This window comes from Verrucomicrobiia bacterium, assembly GCA_019634625.1.
Lineage (GTDB): Bacteria > Verrucomicrobiota > Verrucomicrobiia > Limisphaerales > CAIMTB01 > CAIMTB01.
Genome location: JAHCBA010000020.1, coordinates 23,285 through 37,595 on the forward strand (window position 1 = coordinate 23,285; position 14,311 = coordinate 37,595).

Consider the following 14,311-nt stretch of genomic DNA (forward strand, 5'->3'; position numbering starts at 1 on the left):
CTCAACGCCCTCAATGCCCGCCCATGCGGGTCACCCGCAAAAGCTCCTGAATGGTTGTCGTCCCTTCCATCGCCACTCTTAAGCCGTCTTCAAACATCGTCGCCATCCCGCCCTCCCGTGCCAGCCGCGCAAATTCATGCGCCCCCGCCCGCCGCACGATCGGATCGTGAAACCGATGGTCGATCTGCATCAGTTCGAAGATCCCCTGCCGCCCCTTGAACCCCGTCCCGCTGCACGTCTCGCACCCCACGTTCCGCCACAACTGCAGCGGCCCCTTCTCCGGCACCGGCACCCCAACCTCCTGGAATACCCGCTCCGGATCGCCCACCGGTTCCTTGCACTTCGGACACAGCTTCCGCACCAACCGCTGCGCCAGCACCGCCAGGAGGCTGTCCGGCAGCAGAAACGGCTCAACCCCCATGTCCAGCAACCGCGGAATCGCCCCGGGCGCGTCGTTGGTGTGCAGCGTCGAAAACACCAGATGCCCCGTCAGCGCCGCCCGGATCATCAACTGCGCCGTCTCCACATCCCGCGTCTCCCCCACCAGAATCACGTCCGGATCCTGTCGCAGCAGCGATCGCAACCCCGCACTGAACGTCAGCCCGATGTCGTCCTTGATCTGCGTCTGCCGTACCCCCGCCATCCGGATCTCCACCGGATCCTCCAACGTGAAAATGCTCAGCTCGGTCGAGCTGATCTCGTTCAGCACCGCATACAGCGTCGTGGTCTTCCCGCTCCCCGTCGGCCCGGTCACGATGACCACCCCGTGCGGCTGATCCATCGCGTCCTTCAGGATCTTCGCCGCATCCGGCGGCAACCCAAGCTGCGTGAGCCGCGCCAATCCCGTCCCCGGATTCAGAATCCGCGCCACGATGCTCTCGCCATACGTGGTCGGCAGACTCGACACCCGCAGGTTCACCTGCCTCCGTCCCACCGTCACCGTCGCCCGCCCGTCCTGCGGCACCCGCGTCTCCGACACGTCCAGGTCCGCCAGGATCTTCATGCGCGACGCCACCAGCGCCTGCAGCGCCTTCGGAATCAGCACGTCCGGATGCAGCACGCCGTCGATCCGCACCCGGATCCGCATCAGCCGCTCCTCGGGCTCGAAATGAATGTCGCTGGCCCCGATCTCGATCGCCCGCTCGATGATCTGGCTCACCAAACGGATCGTCGGCGCCTCGTCGTCGGTCGTCGCCCCCGTCTCCAGCGTCGCCACCGGCACCGCCTTCGCATCCCGCGCCTGATCCTCGATGATCTGATCGATGGCCTGCTGGATGCTGGCCCCCTCCGCATCGAGCCGGTCCAGCGCGTTGAGAATGTCCCTCTCCGTCGCCGTGACGACGTCGATGTGCTTCCCCGTGAGCTGACCCAGATGGTCGATCGCGACGACGTTCGACGGGTCCGCCATCGCCACCGTCAGCGTCCCGTTGTACTGGGCGATCGGGACCGCCTTGAACCGGCGCGCCAGATCGCGCGGCACCAGGTCGGTGACCGCGCGATCCAGCTTGATCTGATGAAAATGAACCCGGCGCGACTGCGCCGCCTGCGCCAGGTAATCGGAAATCTTCTCCGCCGGAACCAGCCCCAGATCCACCAGGACCTTCGACAACGGCTGGCCCTTCCGCCGCTGCTCGCGCGTCGCGAGATCAAGCTGCGTCTCGTTGATCAGTCCCGACGCGATCAGGCGGTTGCCCAGATCGGTCGAAGACGTCGCCGGCATTGGCAGGGCGGCAGCCACGAGGGGTTTCTGTCGGGTGGTCCTTCACTCCCGCAACCGCGGGGGACGGATGCCCTCCCGGACACCCGTCCCATCTCGCCGCGGATGCAGAAACCAGTCATCGCAACTCAGCGATGGGCTAGGTAAATGTGGACGTCGACCTTGCCGCCCGCATCCGGGGTCGTGTATTTAACTCGGCCTTTCAGGTCCGGAAGAGGACTTCCACCACTATCCACCAACGGCTCGCCAAGCGTTGGACCATCAAGGCGATCATTGAGCGACTTCGCGTCTTGGTGATCCACACCCACGATGACCGCTTCAACGACTAGCGATCCGATCACGCGATTCACATCCGATCCATCCAAGGCATAGGTTCCAGCGTCCATGTCTGTGGCAACTGGGGCATTGGTTGCAACATTTGCACCAATCTGTATTACACGGAGTCGCGATCCGTTATTCGCAGAGCCAATTTGCCCATTCCCAATTCGAACCGAAAAGGGCTTCTCGGCAACGCCTTCGGCTACCAGAGTGGTCAGGTCCCAGTCCTCTGAAATGCCGTTTGTGAATGTGAGCGACGTCCCTCCAGGCCCTGCAATCAAGCCATGTTTCCCATAGTACTCATTCACCGCGGCCTTGATGCTGTTGCAGGTGGTGGCGGCGTTGCTGATTTTGGAATCCCCGATGGCCTGGAAGACGCGGGGGATGAGGAGGGAGGCGAGGATGGCGATGATGGCCAGCACGCCGATCATTTCGACGAGCGTAAAGCCGCCCCGGGCTTTCTTCTGGATACGTTGGGTTTTCAGTCTCATGGGATACTTATGTGTGGTTGGTTGCTCCGGCAGCCGTGCGGAACCGCGTCCGCGGCGGACGGTCTCAAGCTGGCCACGACTGGACCGGCTTCACCGACTTACTTCGGCCGAATCGGCCCCCACTGAAGTCGAAAGACGCCGTCAATCGGTTTTCTTGAAGACTACAACATCCCTCGTCGCAGCAGGATAAGTGAATTGGAGCCCCCCGTTGTACGGTGGCAAACCTGCTTGGTGTGCCTCCCGTGCTTCCGTCGGCGTAGTCCCTTCATCCCCCTGCCCCATGAACTAAGCAAATTCCCCAGCCCGCATCCCTCCGCCGGACGAAACCGTCGGAAAGCAATCCCCCCCCAGCGCCCGACCGCAGACGCCCCCCCCGTGCCGCCACCCCGGCATCGATCCCCGAACCCATCCCCCCAAAAAGCGCCCCCCCCTCAGGCCTCAGGTTTCAGGTTTCAGGTTTCAGGTTTCAGGTTTCAGGTTTCAGGTTTCAGGTTTCAGGTTTCAGGTTTCAGGTTTCAGGTTTCAGGTTTCAGGTTTCAGGTTTCAGGCCTCAGGCCTCAGGCCTCACGTCTCCCCATCAACTCACCGTCACCCCCCCATTCACATGGAGCGTCTGCCCGGTGACAAACCCGGCCCCGTCCCCTGCCAGGAACACCGCCGCGGCCGCCACATCGTCCGGCACTCCCCAACGGCCGGCCGGCACCCCGGCGAGATACGACGCCTTCGCCTCGGGCGAATCGTCGGCATGCCGTTCCACCGGGATCCAGCCCGGGGCGATCATGTTCACCGTGATGCCATCCGGGGCGAGTTCGGTGGCCAGACTGCGATGAAGTCCGTTCTGACCGCCCTTGGCCGCCACATACGCCGTGAACCTCGGCACCCCTCGGGCCACCACCTCCGACCCGATCTGGATCAGGCGCCCCCAGCGCTGTTCCCGCCAGTGCGGCAGACAGGCGCGGACCAGCAGGACGGGACTTTTCACGAAGTAATCCAGCATCCGCTGGAAGAAGCCCCAGTCGTATTCCTCGATCCCCAACTGCGGCTGCTCGCAGGTGGCATTGACCACCAGGATATCCACGGGCCCCAGGACCTCCCCACACTCCGCAACCAACCGCTCCACCTCGGCCGCGTCCGTGACATCGGCCCGGAACAGCTCCCCGATGTGCCCCGCCTGCCGGAACTCGCGCAACGTCGTCACCGCCCGTTCCTCGGTTCGCGCATAATTCAGCGCCACCCGCGCCCCGGCCGCCCCCAGTCCGAAGGCGATCGCCCGTCCCAACCCCGTCGAGCTTCCCGTCACCAACGCCACCCGACCCTCCAGGGGTTGTGCCGCCATGGTCGTCATGCCCGGATTCAACCCGCCCCCCGCGCTCCCGCAATCCCCGATTCGCCCCGCCGCCTCACCGTCCGGAGACCCTTCCCTTCGGAGGGACGAGCTCCGCGAGTCCTCGATCCATGGCTCCACACCATTTCCCCCCCTCGGTCCTCGTACTCAGCCCGAAGGGCGGTACTCGTACTCGTCCCCGGTTCTCGAACCCGCAGGCACACCGTTTCAGCGTCGCCTCAAGGCTGATCCGATCGGTTCGATCGTGTTCGGACCTCCCATTCCTCATGCGAACCGGGCAGGGCGAGTACGAGTACGAGTACGATTACGAGTACGAGTACGAGTACGATTACGAGGCCTGCTGCAGAAGACTGGGATGCGCTGGGAGGACGGGGATGTGGGGGGCAGAAGCTGGGTCGGACTTTGTTGGGTGTGCACGCTTTAGCGTGTCGGGGCGGATTTGGGAGGCTCACGCTGAAGCGTGTACACCCAACGGTCCCTCCCATCCCACCCCTCCGCTTCACCCTTCGGAGGGACGAGCTCCGCGAGTCCTCGTTCCATGGCTCCCCTCCCCTGCCGCCCCCGCAACACCCGGCCCTCCGATGCAAGGCACCAATTCCCGCACAGCATCGGCCAACCCATGCCCAGTTCCGTCTCGCAAACCGTGGCAGATGTCGTAGGAACGAGGAACCCCATGCATGAGGCAAGCCTCATGAAAACCGCATTGGACCTGGCCCTCTCCCAGGCCGCCGCCCAGGGCGCCCGGCGCGTTCACCGCCTCGGCATGCGCGTCGGAGACCTCAGTGGGGTCGTCCCCGACGCCCTTCAATTCGCCTTCGAAGCCCTCTCCCTGGGAAGCGCCGCCGAAGGGGCGCGCCTCGACATCGAACGCGTCGCCCCGCGCTACGCCTGCGACACTTGCGGTGCCGAGTTCGATCCGGCCGAGGAACTCCTTCCCGAATGTCCCCATTGCGGCGCCCTGGGAGGCCGCCTCTGCCGGGGACTCGAACTCGAACTGACCTCCCTGGAGATCTCGTGATATGTGCCAGGACTGCGGCTGCGGCCTTCCCCTTCCCACCCCGAACCCCGGATCGCCCGCCCACGAAGCGACCGGCCCGTCTCCACCCCATTCCCACGATCACCCCCATTCCCACGATCACCCCCATTCCCACGATCACCCCCATTCCCACGATCACCCTCACGAGCCCACCGTCGCTGGCAATGCCGCCAGTCCAACCCCGTCCTCCGAAGCGGCCCGACACATCCCCATCCTCCGTTCGCTCCTCGAACGCAACGAACGCTTCGCCGAACGCAACCGTGGTTTCTTCCGCGCCAAACGCCTCCTCGTCCTGAACGTCGTGTCCGCTCCCGGCTCGGGGAAGACCGAACTCATCGAGAAAACCGCCGTCGCCCTCCGCCCCGCCCTCCGGGTCGGCGCGATTGTCGGCGACCTCGCCACCGACCACGACGCCCAGCGTCTTCGGGCCGCCTCCGTTCCCGTCGTTCAGATCGCAACCGGCACCCTGTGCCACCTCGAAGCCGAAATGGTCGGCCGCGCCGCCGATTCCATGGATCTCGACGCCCTCGACCTGCTGGTGATCGAAAACGTCGGCAATCTGGTCTGTCCCGCTTCCTACGACCTTGGCGAGCACCTCCGCGTCGTGCTCCTCTCCGTCACCGAGGGCGAAGACAAGCCGCTCAAGTATCCCCCGCTCTTCCATTCCGCCCAGGCCGCCCTGATCACCAAGCTGGACCTCGCCGATGCGGTCGGGTTCGACCGGCAACTGGCCCGATCCAACCTCGAACGCGTCAGTCACCACGCCCAACGGTTCGAGGTGTCCGCCCGCACCGGCGCCGGCATGGATGCCTGGACCACCTACCTGGCTGAACAACACCGCGCCCTCCGCGGTTAGCCTCCCATGCCCCCTGCCCCCGTCATCGGAGGGTCGAACTCCCGCGACGCCACCCTGGGCGCGCTGCCCCCGGAACCTTCCCCGTCCGGCCCTCCCTCCGCAGCGCACACCGCGCTCCACGTCCACCTCACCGGCACCGTGCAAGGCGTCGGCTTCCGTCCCTACGTCCACCGCCTCGCTTCGGAACACCACCTCACCGGCTGGGTTCGCAACGGCGCCGACGGCGTCACGCTCGAGGTGGAAGGACCAGCCACCGCCGTCCGCGCCTTCCTCGAACGTCTGCCCCGCGAAACCCCGCCGCACAGCCGAATCCGGCACCTCGAAACCGCCTGGCACCCCCCCGGCGGCCACCCGTCCTTCGTCATCCGCGACAGCGACCCAACCCCCGCCCATTCCGGTCCCGTCCGTATCCCGCCGGACCTCGCCACCTGTCCCGACTGTCTCCGCGACGTCTTCGATCCCGGCAACCGGCGCCACCGGTATCCCTTCACCAACTGCACCCAGTGCGGCCCGCGCTACTCGATCGTCGAGTCGCTCCCCTACGACCGGCCCCGCACCTCGATGCGCGCGTTCCCGCTGTGCCCGGATTGCCAGGCCGAGTACGACGATCCGCGGGACCGCCGCTTCCATGCCCAACCCATCGCCTGCCCGCGTTGCGGCCCCCAGCTTGAATTCTGGGATCCATGCGGCCGAACCCTGGCCGTCCGCGACCAGGCCCTAACCCTCACCCTCGAATCCCTGCGCGCCGGCCGCATCGTCGCCCTCAAGGGCATCGGCGGATTCCAACTGCTCGTCGATGCCACCAACCACCGGGCGGTCCAGGACCTTCGCGAACGCAAACGCCGCGAAGCCAAACCCTTCGCTGTGATGTTCCCAAACCTCCCCACCCTTCTCCGCCACGGCGACATCAGTCCTGTCGAAACAGCCTGCCTCACCGGCCCCGAAGCCCCCATCGTCCTCGTCCGGCGCCGCCCGGATCGCCACGACCGTTCCCAGCCCACCACCGCACCCTCGGTCGCCCCCGGGAGCCCCTGGCTCGGCGTCATGCTCCCTTACTCTCCCCTTCATCACCTTCTGCTGGCCGGTTTCGATGGACCCCTCGTGGCCACCAGCGGCAACCCCGGCGACGAACCCCTCTGCATCGACAACCACGAAGCCCTGCAACGGCTCGCCGGCATCGCCGATGCCTTCCTCGTCCATAACCGCCCCATCGTCCGCCCCGTGGACGATTCCGTGGTCCGCGTCGTGGCCGGACGCGAAATGGTCCTGCGCCGTGCCCGCGGATTCGTCCCCACTCCCACTCCCATCGCGCCATCCCCTGTCCTCCCACCCGCAGCCGAACCCGGCTCCCCCGGCCCGAACGCCTCATCCCCTCCACGCCCGCCCGCGCGTCCCGCCACCATCGCCCTGGGCGGTCACCAAAAGGCCGCCATCGCGCTGTCCAACGGATCGGAGTTCATCCTGGGACAACACCTCGGCGATCTCGACACCGTGGCCGCCCTCGCCGGCTTCGACCGCTGCGTCGGAGACCTCGTCCGCCTGTTCCACCTCCAGCCCGCCGGGGTGTGCGTCGATGCCCATCCCGACTACGCCAGCACCCGGCACGGTCATCGCCTCGGGCTCCCGGTCCGGCCGGTCCAGCATCACCAGGCCCATGTCCTCGCGGTCATGACCGAACACCGCCTGCGCCCGCCGCTCCTGGGGTTCGCCTGGGACGGCACCGGCGCGGGACTGGACGGCACGGTCTGGGGCGGCGAGACATTCCACGCCACGATCCACGGATGGCGCCGGTGCGCCCGGTTGCGACCCTTCCGCCTGCCGGGTGCCGAGGCCGCCATTCGTGAGCCACGCCGTTCGGCCCTCGGACTCCTGTACGCCGCATTCGGCGAAGACCTGACCGCGCAAGCCAACCTCCCAACCCTGCGCGCCTTCGAGAGGCGCGAACTCGCTCTCCTCCTTTCCGCCCTCCGACGCGGACTCCATGCTCCCTGGACCTCCAGCGTCGGACGCCTCTTCGATGCCGTGGCGTCCCTCGCCGGCTGGCGCCACCTCCATCGCTTCGAGGGCGACGCCGCCATGGCCGTCGAGTTCGCCGCCGAGGGGTGCCCGGACGACTTCGGGTATCCCATGCCCCTGCAAATGCCGCCGCCCGATCGCGCCGCCCCCGACGGCGCCAACGAACTCGACTGGGAACCCCTTCTCCAGGCGCTCCTCGACGACCTCCGCGCGGGCATGGCCCCGGGCCGCATCGCCGCCCGGTTCCATCGCGGCCTCGCCGACGCCATCGTCGCCGTGGCCCGTCACATGGGCGAAAGGGTGGTCGTCCTTGGCGGCGGCTGCTTCCAAAACCGCCGCCTCACCGAATCCGCCGTCACCGCCCTGCGCGAGGCCGGCTTCGAACCCCACTGGGCCCACCTCATCCCCCCCAACGATGGCGGACTCGCCCTCGGTCAGCTCGCGGCAGACACCTTCCCCACCGAAGCCGGGCTCGCCCTCGGTCAGCTCGCGGCAGACACCCTCCCCGGGGAGGTCGGGCTCGCCCTCGGTCAGTCCGCTGACGCCTTCCAACCCGATCCACTCGCCCAACCCATCTGAATCATGTGCCTCGCCGTCCCAGGTCGTGTCGTGGAAATCCAGGGTGACGATCCCCTCTGGCGCTCCGGCCGCATCGACTTCGGAGGCGTCCTCAAGGACATCAGCCTCGCCTGCGTTCCCGAGGTCGTCATCGGCGACTACGTCATCGTCCATGCCGGCGTCGCCATCAGCCGCCTCGACCCGGACGAAGCCGCCCGCGTCCTCGAACAGTGGCGCGCCCTCGAAGCCCTGATCGGCCCGGAGGAACCTCCCCCGTGAAGTACCTCGAGGAATATCGCGACCCCGACCTCGCCCGGCGTCTCGCAGGCGAAATCCATCGGGTGACCACCCGCCCCTGGACCCTCATGGAGGTCTGCGGCGGACAGACCCATTCCATCGTCCGCCACGGCATCGACGAAGTCCTGCCTCCGGACGTCACTCTCATCCACGGCCCCGGTTGTCCGGTCTGCGTCACCCCCGTTGCGATCATCGACGCCGCCATCGCCATCGCGCGCCGGCCCGGGGCGATCCTCTGCTCCTTCGGCGACATGCTCCGGGTTCCGGGCACCGACACCGACCTGCTCGCCGCCCGCTCGGAAGGGGCCGATGTCCGCATGGTCTATTCGCCGCTCGACGCCGTCGCCCTCGCCGCCCGTTGTCCCGACCGCGAAGTGGTGTTCTTCGGCGTGGGATTCGAAACCACGGCGCCAGCGACCGCCCTTGCCGTGCTTCAGGCCGCAGACCGGCGCCTCTCCAACTTCTCGATGCTCGTCTCCCACGCACTGGTGCCCCCGGCCATGGAGGCGCTGCTCTCGGATCCCGACGCCTCGATCCAGGGCTTCCTCGCCGCCGGTCACGTTTGCGCCGTCATGGGCTACGCCGGGTACGAACCCATCGCCGCCCGCCACCGCCTCCCCATCGTTGTCACCGGCTTCGAACCCCTCGACATCCTCGAAGGCATCCTCCGCTGCCTCACACTCCTCGAGGCTGGCCGCTTCGGACTCGAAAACCCCTACGCCCGCGTCGTCCGCCGACCGGGCAACGAGACCGCCCAAGCCTGGATGCAGCGCGTGTTTCAGGTCGTCGATCGCGCCTGGCGCGGCATGGGCATCATCCCCCGCAGCGGCCTCGGCTTGCACCCCGGTTACGCCGCCTTCGATGCCGCCCTCCGCTTCGACCTCGATCCCAATCCAGTCGAACCGGAATCGCCCTGCCGCAGCGGCGAAGTCCTTCGCGGCCGCCTCAAACCCTTCGACTGCCCCGAATTCGGCACCCGTTGCACCCCGGAACATCCCCTCGGCGCCACCATGGTCTCCTCCGAAGGCGCCTGCGCCGCCTACTTCCGCTACCGGCCCCGCCCGGCCCCGGCACCCTCCTCCTGACCCTCACGCGCGCCCCCACCGCACCGTTCGCGCCCCCACCGTTCGTTGTCCCGGCTTCAGCCGGTCATGAGTCAATGTCACTATGCCCGGCTTGTTATTTGTCTTAGGTCAAAATTAACCTGAATGTCTCCACCTTTGCCTAGGGTCAATAACACTCTGCCCGTCTCAATATTTGCCGCTTCCGCTACCCGCCCCGCCCGGACGCCGCACGGTCAATTTCAATCTGACCGGCTTATTATTTGCAGCTGCGGTCAATAATTCTCTGCCGGTCGTATTATCTATCCCTGATCCTGATCCCTGCGCCGCCTCGCATCCGCTACCCCACCTCCTCTCCTGACCACGCGCCAATGCACCGTTCGCGCACCCCCCACCCCTCGAATCCAATCGATCCCGACAGGCTGAAATGGCCCTAAACTTCGTGCATATGCACGAAGTTTAGGGCCATCCCAGGATGCCAACCGCCGGCGCCCGGACGCCGCACCGCACCGCCTGCTCACCCTCACGGTATTCCCCGGGCGCGGCTTCGGATTCATCCCCCGGACAGTCCCGCTGCCCGAATCCACCGCCCGGACTTGCCCGAAACCCCGCCGTGCCCTTACCTCACCCCGCCTGCTGTTGCCCATGATGCCGAAGCTCCCACCCATGCCCCCCCGCCCTTCCGCCCTCCTCCTCCTCCTCCTCCTCGGCACGGCCGCGTCTGCTGCCGTCCAGCCCGGCATCGACGTCCTCGAAGCGGAACGGTTCGCTCTCCTGCAGGGAAAGCGGGTCGGACTTCTCTCCAATCCGACCGGGGTGAACCGCGCTGGTGAACCCACCTGGAAGGTTCTCCGCCGTGCGCCTGGGGTGCAGCTGGTCGCCCTGTTCGGCGCCGAACACGGTTTCCATGGCAAGGCCCGGGCCGGCATCGAAGTGCCGGACCAGCGCCACGAGGAAACCGGTCTGCCCATCCATTCCCTCTACGGGCCCGGGCCCGTTCGCCGCCCCACCCCCCGCATGCTTCAGGGCATCGACGTGCTGGTGTACGACATCCAGGACACCGGCTGCCGCAGTTACACCTACATCAGCTCGATGGGCCTTGCGATGGAGGCCTGCGCCGCCAACGGGGTCGGGTTCATGGTCCTCGACCGGCCCAACCCCCTCGGCGGCCTCCGCGTCGAAGGCCCCGGCGTCGAACCCAGGTTCAAGTCCCTCGTCAGCCAGTGGCCCATCCCTTACGTCTATGGGCTCACCCCCGGGGAACTCGCCCGCATGATCCATGGCCAGCGCTGGATCTCCAACCGCTGCGACCTCCTCGTCGTCTCCATGCGCGGCTGGTCCCGGTCCATGACCTGGCCCCAGACTGGCCTGCGCTGGATCGCCAGCTCCCCCAATGTCCCCGCCGGCGACACCCCCCTTTATCTCGTCGCCACCGGCATGCTCGGCGAAATCGGTGGCCTCAACCTGGGCACCGGCACCGCGGACTCCTTCAAGCTGATCGGCGCCGCCTGGCTGGACCCTCAGAGATTCGCCAGCCACCTCAACGCCTACCGCCTCCCCGGAGTCGTGTTCGATCCCATCGAGATGGACTTCAACCGCGACCCCAGGGACGGCCGCGAACTCCGCGGAGTCCGGGTCCGCTTCACCGAACCCGCCACGGCTCCCCTCATGGCCATCAACTTCCACGCCCTCGAAGCCGTCCGCATCACCGCCAATCGCGACCTCTTCCAACTTGCCCTGAAGCGTGGCAAGTCCTGGGACATGTTCGACAAGGTCAGCGGTTCCGACCGCCTCCGGCGCGACCTCCAGGCCGGCCGCTCCGCCCGCGATATCGTCGCCTCCTGGCGGGCCCACGAGGACTCCTTCCGCCAGCTTCGCGCCCCCTACCTGCTGTACCACGAGCGCTGAACCCTCCCGCCCCTACCGCCGCTCCAGCACTTCCGAGCGCGGATACCGGACTTTCGGCAGCCCGGCCTGCCGGTCCGTCTCCCCGCGGTACCCGGCGGCGCAGCACACCACGCTGGCCAGACCCCGCGCCCCCAATCCCAGAACCTCGTCGAACTTCCCCGGCTCAAACCCCTCCATCGGGCAGGTGTCCACCCCCACCATCGCCGCCGCCGTCATGAAATTCCCCAAGGCGATATAAACCTGCCGCGTCGCCCATTCGTTGATCACCGCCTTCACCGGCCCCTCCACCAGCGAACCCACCATCATCTGCCGAAACCCCGCCAGATTCGCCATCGGCGTCCCCCGCACCTCCCCAATCCGCCTCAAATACCGGTCGATCTCCGCCTCCCCCAGATCCTGCCGGATGCAGAACACCACGAAATGCGAGCAGTCCGCCACCTGCCGCTGCCCCCACGCATGCCCCACCAAACGCTCCCGCAGCCCCCGGTCCGTCAGGATCAGGAAATGCCAGGGCTGAAGACCATACGACGACGGCGTCAGGACCAGCGCCTCCTCAAGCGCCTCCCACGTCGCTTCCGGGATCGTCCGCCCCGGCTCGAAAACCCGCACCGCATAACGCCACTGCAGGCGGTTCAGCAATTGCTCCGGCGCTATCGATGTCATGTGAAGTGGGATTCCCCCAACCGCTGCCCCTTCTCGCCAGGCACCGACGGGCACGGGAACCCTTCGCCCATCAGGTTCCCGCCGCCGGGGCCTGTTCCTTCACCGGCTCGCCCGGACCCGGTCCGGCGTCCGGTGCCGGCCCCGTCCCGGAACTCTCCACGGCAACCGGCTCCGCTCCAGGCGCCGTGCCGGCCTCGGCCTCGATCGTTTCCACGGGTACCGCGGACGTCGGAGGCGCCTCCCGGATCGCCTCGATCCGGTAACGGCTGATCACCCCCGCCAACTCGATCTCCACTTCGTCGCCCACCGCCCGGTTCAGCAGGCTCTGACCGATGGGACTGAGATAGCTGATGATCCCGCGGCTCTCGTCGAAATCCCAGGCCCCCATCAGGATGAACTCCTCGTGATGGTCCTTTCCCTCCTCGACCACCCGCACCACGCTGCCCGGACTCACCACGTCGGTACGCGGCGCACTGAAGTCCGTCCCCCGCGCCCGCCCCAGGTCCCGCTCGAGTTCGGACTTGCGGCGCATCAGCACCTTTTGCGCCTCCTTGGCCGCCTTGTACTCGTGGTTCTCCCGAAGATCCCCGTAGCTCCGCGCCAGCGCAATGTCGCGCGAATTGGCCGGGATCTGCTTCTCCACCAGATCGTGATACTCCCCTTTGCGCCGCTCCAGGCTCCCCCAGGTGACCAGCAGATTGACCTCCTGCTTGACGTGCTCCGAGGAAATGAGCGACTGCACCGACGGAAAGGCCTTCACAATCCGCGCCAGCAGCGACCGCTTGTCCATGTCGTCGAAGCTCGGCGACAACTGCAGCGCCCGCGTCAGATCCTTGATCACCTCGATGTCCGCCGAGGAAATCAGTTCCACGATCAACTCGTGGTCCGACAGCACGTAGTCCCGCAGCTTGTTCGACTTCTTCTCGAGAAACAGGTCCCGCTCGATCGCCGTCAGCATCGCCCGGAACACCTCCGGCCCGAGAATGTCCGCGTACGCGTCCGACCGCGCCCGCGCCACCCACAGCAGGAGATCGCTGGTCGCCGCATGCTGGCTGATCAACCGCAGCAGCTTGTCCTTGAGCTTGTCGAACTGCCCCTCCCGAATCAGCAGCTCCGCCATCTCCCCCACCACCTTCGCCGGCGCCTCGTTCATCACCCCGAGGATGGCTTCGATCCATGTGTCCGGATGCGCCTGCCGGAAGGTATCCAGAATCCGCCCATGCTTTCCGGCCGTCGCCTCCGCCAGCACCGCCAGCAGCGGCGGTTCGATCTGCCACACCTCCCCGGTCCCGATCTCGCCCTCCCCAGCCGGCACACCCGACAGCGCCCGCAGATCGTCCCGCGCGAGAATCCCCTCGAGGGCCAGGCCCGGCATCGTCTTCAGATGACTCGCAATCTCCACGTTGAGCAGCGGAATCACCTCGGTCCCCAAAGCCTCCCGGTCCGTCAGGTCCTCCGCGCTCTTGAGAATCTCCTGCACCGCCCCGACCCGCGCCTTCAAGCCCCGGGCCGCCCGCACCTCGGCCACCAACCGGTCCTGCATCCCCACCGCCTCGGCCAGCAACATCACCGGGTCGGTCTTCTTCACCGGCACCTGGAAATGCCCGTCCTTCTTCAACACCCGCTTGGTTCCCTCCCACCACTTCTTCCAGTCCGCGCTGATCACCTCCGGGACGAGCGCCTGCTGGATCTGATCCACCGTCGCCCGCCCGTCGAAACTCTCCAGCACGATCCGCATCAACCCCTGGGGATCCGTCACCGCCATGGTCTTCAACACCCCCGTGTCGTTCAGCTTCCGCACCAGGATGTGGTTCGCCGGAACCGATCGCAGCGACTCCGCCGCGAATCCCAGATCCATCCCGTGCCCGGGCTTGTTCGCGAAATCAATCGTCAAACGCCCCAGGACCGGGTCCAGCCCCGTCACCCGACCGCACCCCCACGCCCGATGCAGGCAGTACCCCGCCTCCTGCAACGCCAGCAGCGGGTCCACGTGCCGCCGCTCCAGTTTTCCAATCGCCACCAGTCGCTCAAGTTCCTCTCTCATA

General features: G+C 66.8%; 11 protein-coding genes. 6 read left to right on the forward strand and 5 right to left on the reverse strand.

Annotated elements, in window-relative coordinates:
- Nucleotides 1–10 precede the first annotated feature (10 nt).
- From tadA to KF833_13155, 3 genes are all read right to left on the reverse strand, one after another.
- The gene (tadA, locus tag KF833_13145; GenBank protein ID MBX3746245.1) at nt 11–1,738 is read right to left on the reverse strand and encodes a Flp pilus assembly complex ATPase component TadA; all 1,728 of its coding nucleotides are present in this window, start codon (nt 1,736–1,738) and stop codon (nt 11–13) included.
- Nucleotides 1,739–1,845: 107 nt separating this feature from the next.
- The gene (locus tag KF833_13150) at nt 1,846–2,526 is read right to left on the reverse strand and encodes a prepilin-type N-terminal cleavage/methylation domain-containing protein (GenBank protein ID MBX3746246.1); all 681 of its coding nucleotides are present in this window, start codon (nt 2,524–2,526) and stop codon (nt 1,846–1,848) included.
- Nucleotides 2,527–3,103: 577 nt separating this feature from the next.
- A complete protein-coding gene (locus KF833_13155) occupies nt 3,104–3,862 on the reverse strand; it encodes an SDR family oxidoreductase (GenBank protein ID MBX3746247.1) in 759 nt (252 codons plus the stop codon).
- Nucleotides 3,863–4,544: 682 nt separating this feature from the next.
- Here KF833_13155 and hypA point away from each other — a divergent pair.
- The 6 genes from hypA to KF833_13185 all read left to right on the forward strand — a co-directional run bounded on the left by hypA (nt 4,545) and on the right by KF833_13185 (nt 11,603).
- A complete protein-coding gene (gene hypA, locus KF833_13160) occupies nt 4,545–4,889 on the forward strand; it encodes a hydrogenase maturation nickel metallochaperone HypA (GenBank protein MBX3746248.1) in 345 nt (114 codons plus the stop codon).
- Nucleotide 4,890: 1 nt separating this feature from the next.
- Nucleotides 4,891–5,763 (forward strand): hydrogenase nickel incorporation protein HypB, encoded by an 873-nt coding sequence (gene hypB / locus KF833_13165; GenBank protein ID MBX3746249.1) that lies wholly within the window; start codon nt 4,891–4,893, stop codon nt 5,761–5,763.
- 6 nt (nt 5,764–5,769) lie between these two features.
- The gene (gene hypF / locus KF833_13170) at nt 5,770–8,358 is read left to right on the forward strand and encodes a carbamoyltransferase HypF (protein MBX3746250.1); all 2,589 of its coding nucleotides are present in this window, start codon (nt 5,770–5,772) and stop codon (nt 8,356–8,358) included.
- Nucleotides 8,359–8,361: 3 nt separating this feature from the next.
- Nucleotides 8,362–8,616, forward strand: a complete 255-nt coding sequence (locus KF833_13175; GenBank protein ID MBX3746251.1) for a HypC/HybG/HupF family hydrogenase formation chaperone — start codon at nt 8,362–8,364, stop codon at nt 8,614–8,616.
- Complete coding sequence (gene hypD, locus KF833_13180) at nt 8,613–9,719, forward strand: hydrogenase formation protein HypD (GenBank protein ID MBX3746252.1); 1,107 nt, start codon at nt 8,613–8,615, stop codon at nt 9,717–9,719. The genes KF833_13175 and hypD overlap by 4 nt, the downstream gene beginning before the upstream one ends.
- A gap of 642 nt (nt 9,720–10,361) precedes the next feature.
- The gene (locus KF833_13185; GenBank protein MBX3746253.1) at nt 10,362–11,603 is read left to right on the forward strand and encodes a DUF1343 domain-containing protein; all 1,242 of its coding nucleotides are present in this window, start codon (nt 10,362–10,364) and stop codon (nt 11,601–11,603) included.
- 12 nt (nt 11,604–11,615) lie between these two features.
- On the opposite strand, the gene KF833_13190 is transcribed toward KF833_13185, so the two are convergent.
- On the reverse strand, nt 11,616–12,266 hold the full coding sequence (locus KF833_13190) for an NAD(P)H-dependent oxidoreductase (GenBank protein MBX3746254.1): 651 nt from the start codon (nt 12,264–12,266) through the stop codon (nt 11,616–11,618).
- Between the two features lie 70 nt (nt 12,267–12,336).
- A complete protein-coding gene (locus KF833_13195; protein MBX3746255.1) occupies nt 12,337–14,310 on the reverse strand; it encodes a GreA/GreB family elongation factor in 1,974 nt (657 codons plus the stop codon).
- Nucleotide 14,311: the final 1 nt, after the last annotated feature.

Bases quoted from the DNA above. Each gene is read 5' to 3' on its own strand.
- KF833_13190 (MBX3746254.1), bottom strand. From the start codon at position 12,266: ATGACATCGATAGCGCCGGAGCAATTGCTGAACCGCCTGCAGTGGCGT.
- hypB (MBX3746249.1), top strand. From the start codon at position 4,891: ATGTGCCAGGACTGCGGCTGCGGCCTTCCCCTTCCCACCCCGAACCCC.
- KF833_13185 (MBX3746253.1), top strand. From the start codon at position 10,362: ATGCCCCCCCGCCCTTCCGCCCTCCTCCTCCTCCTCCTCCTCGGCACG.
- KF833_13150 (MBX3746246.1), bottom strand. From the start codon at position 2,526: ATGAGACTGAAAACCCAACGTATCCAGAAGAAAGCCCGGGGCGGCTTT.
- KF833_13175 (MBX3746251.1), top strand. From the start codon at position 8,362: ATGTGCCTCGCCGTCCCAGGTCGTGTCGTGGAAATCCAGGGTGACGAT.
- KF833_13195 (MBX3746255.1), bottom strand. From the start codon at position 14,310: ATGAGAGAGGAACTTGAGCGACTGGTGGCGATTGGAAAACTGGAGCGG.
- KF833_13155 (MBX3746247.1), bottom strand. From the start codon at position 3,862: ATGGCGGCACAACCCCTGGAGGGTCGGGTGGCGTTGGTGACGGGAAGC.
- hypA (MBX3746248.1), top strand. From the start codon at position 4,545: ATGCATGAGGCAAGCCTCATGAAAACCGCATTGGACCTGGCCCTCTCC.
- hypF (MBX3746250.1), top strand. From the start codon at position 5,770: ATGCCCCCTGCCCCCGTCATCGGAGGGTCGAACTCCCGCGACGCCACC.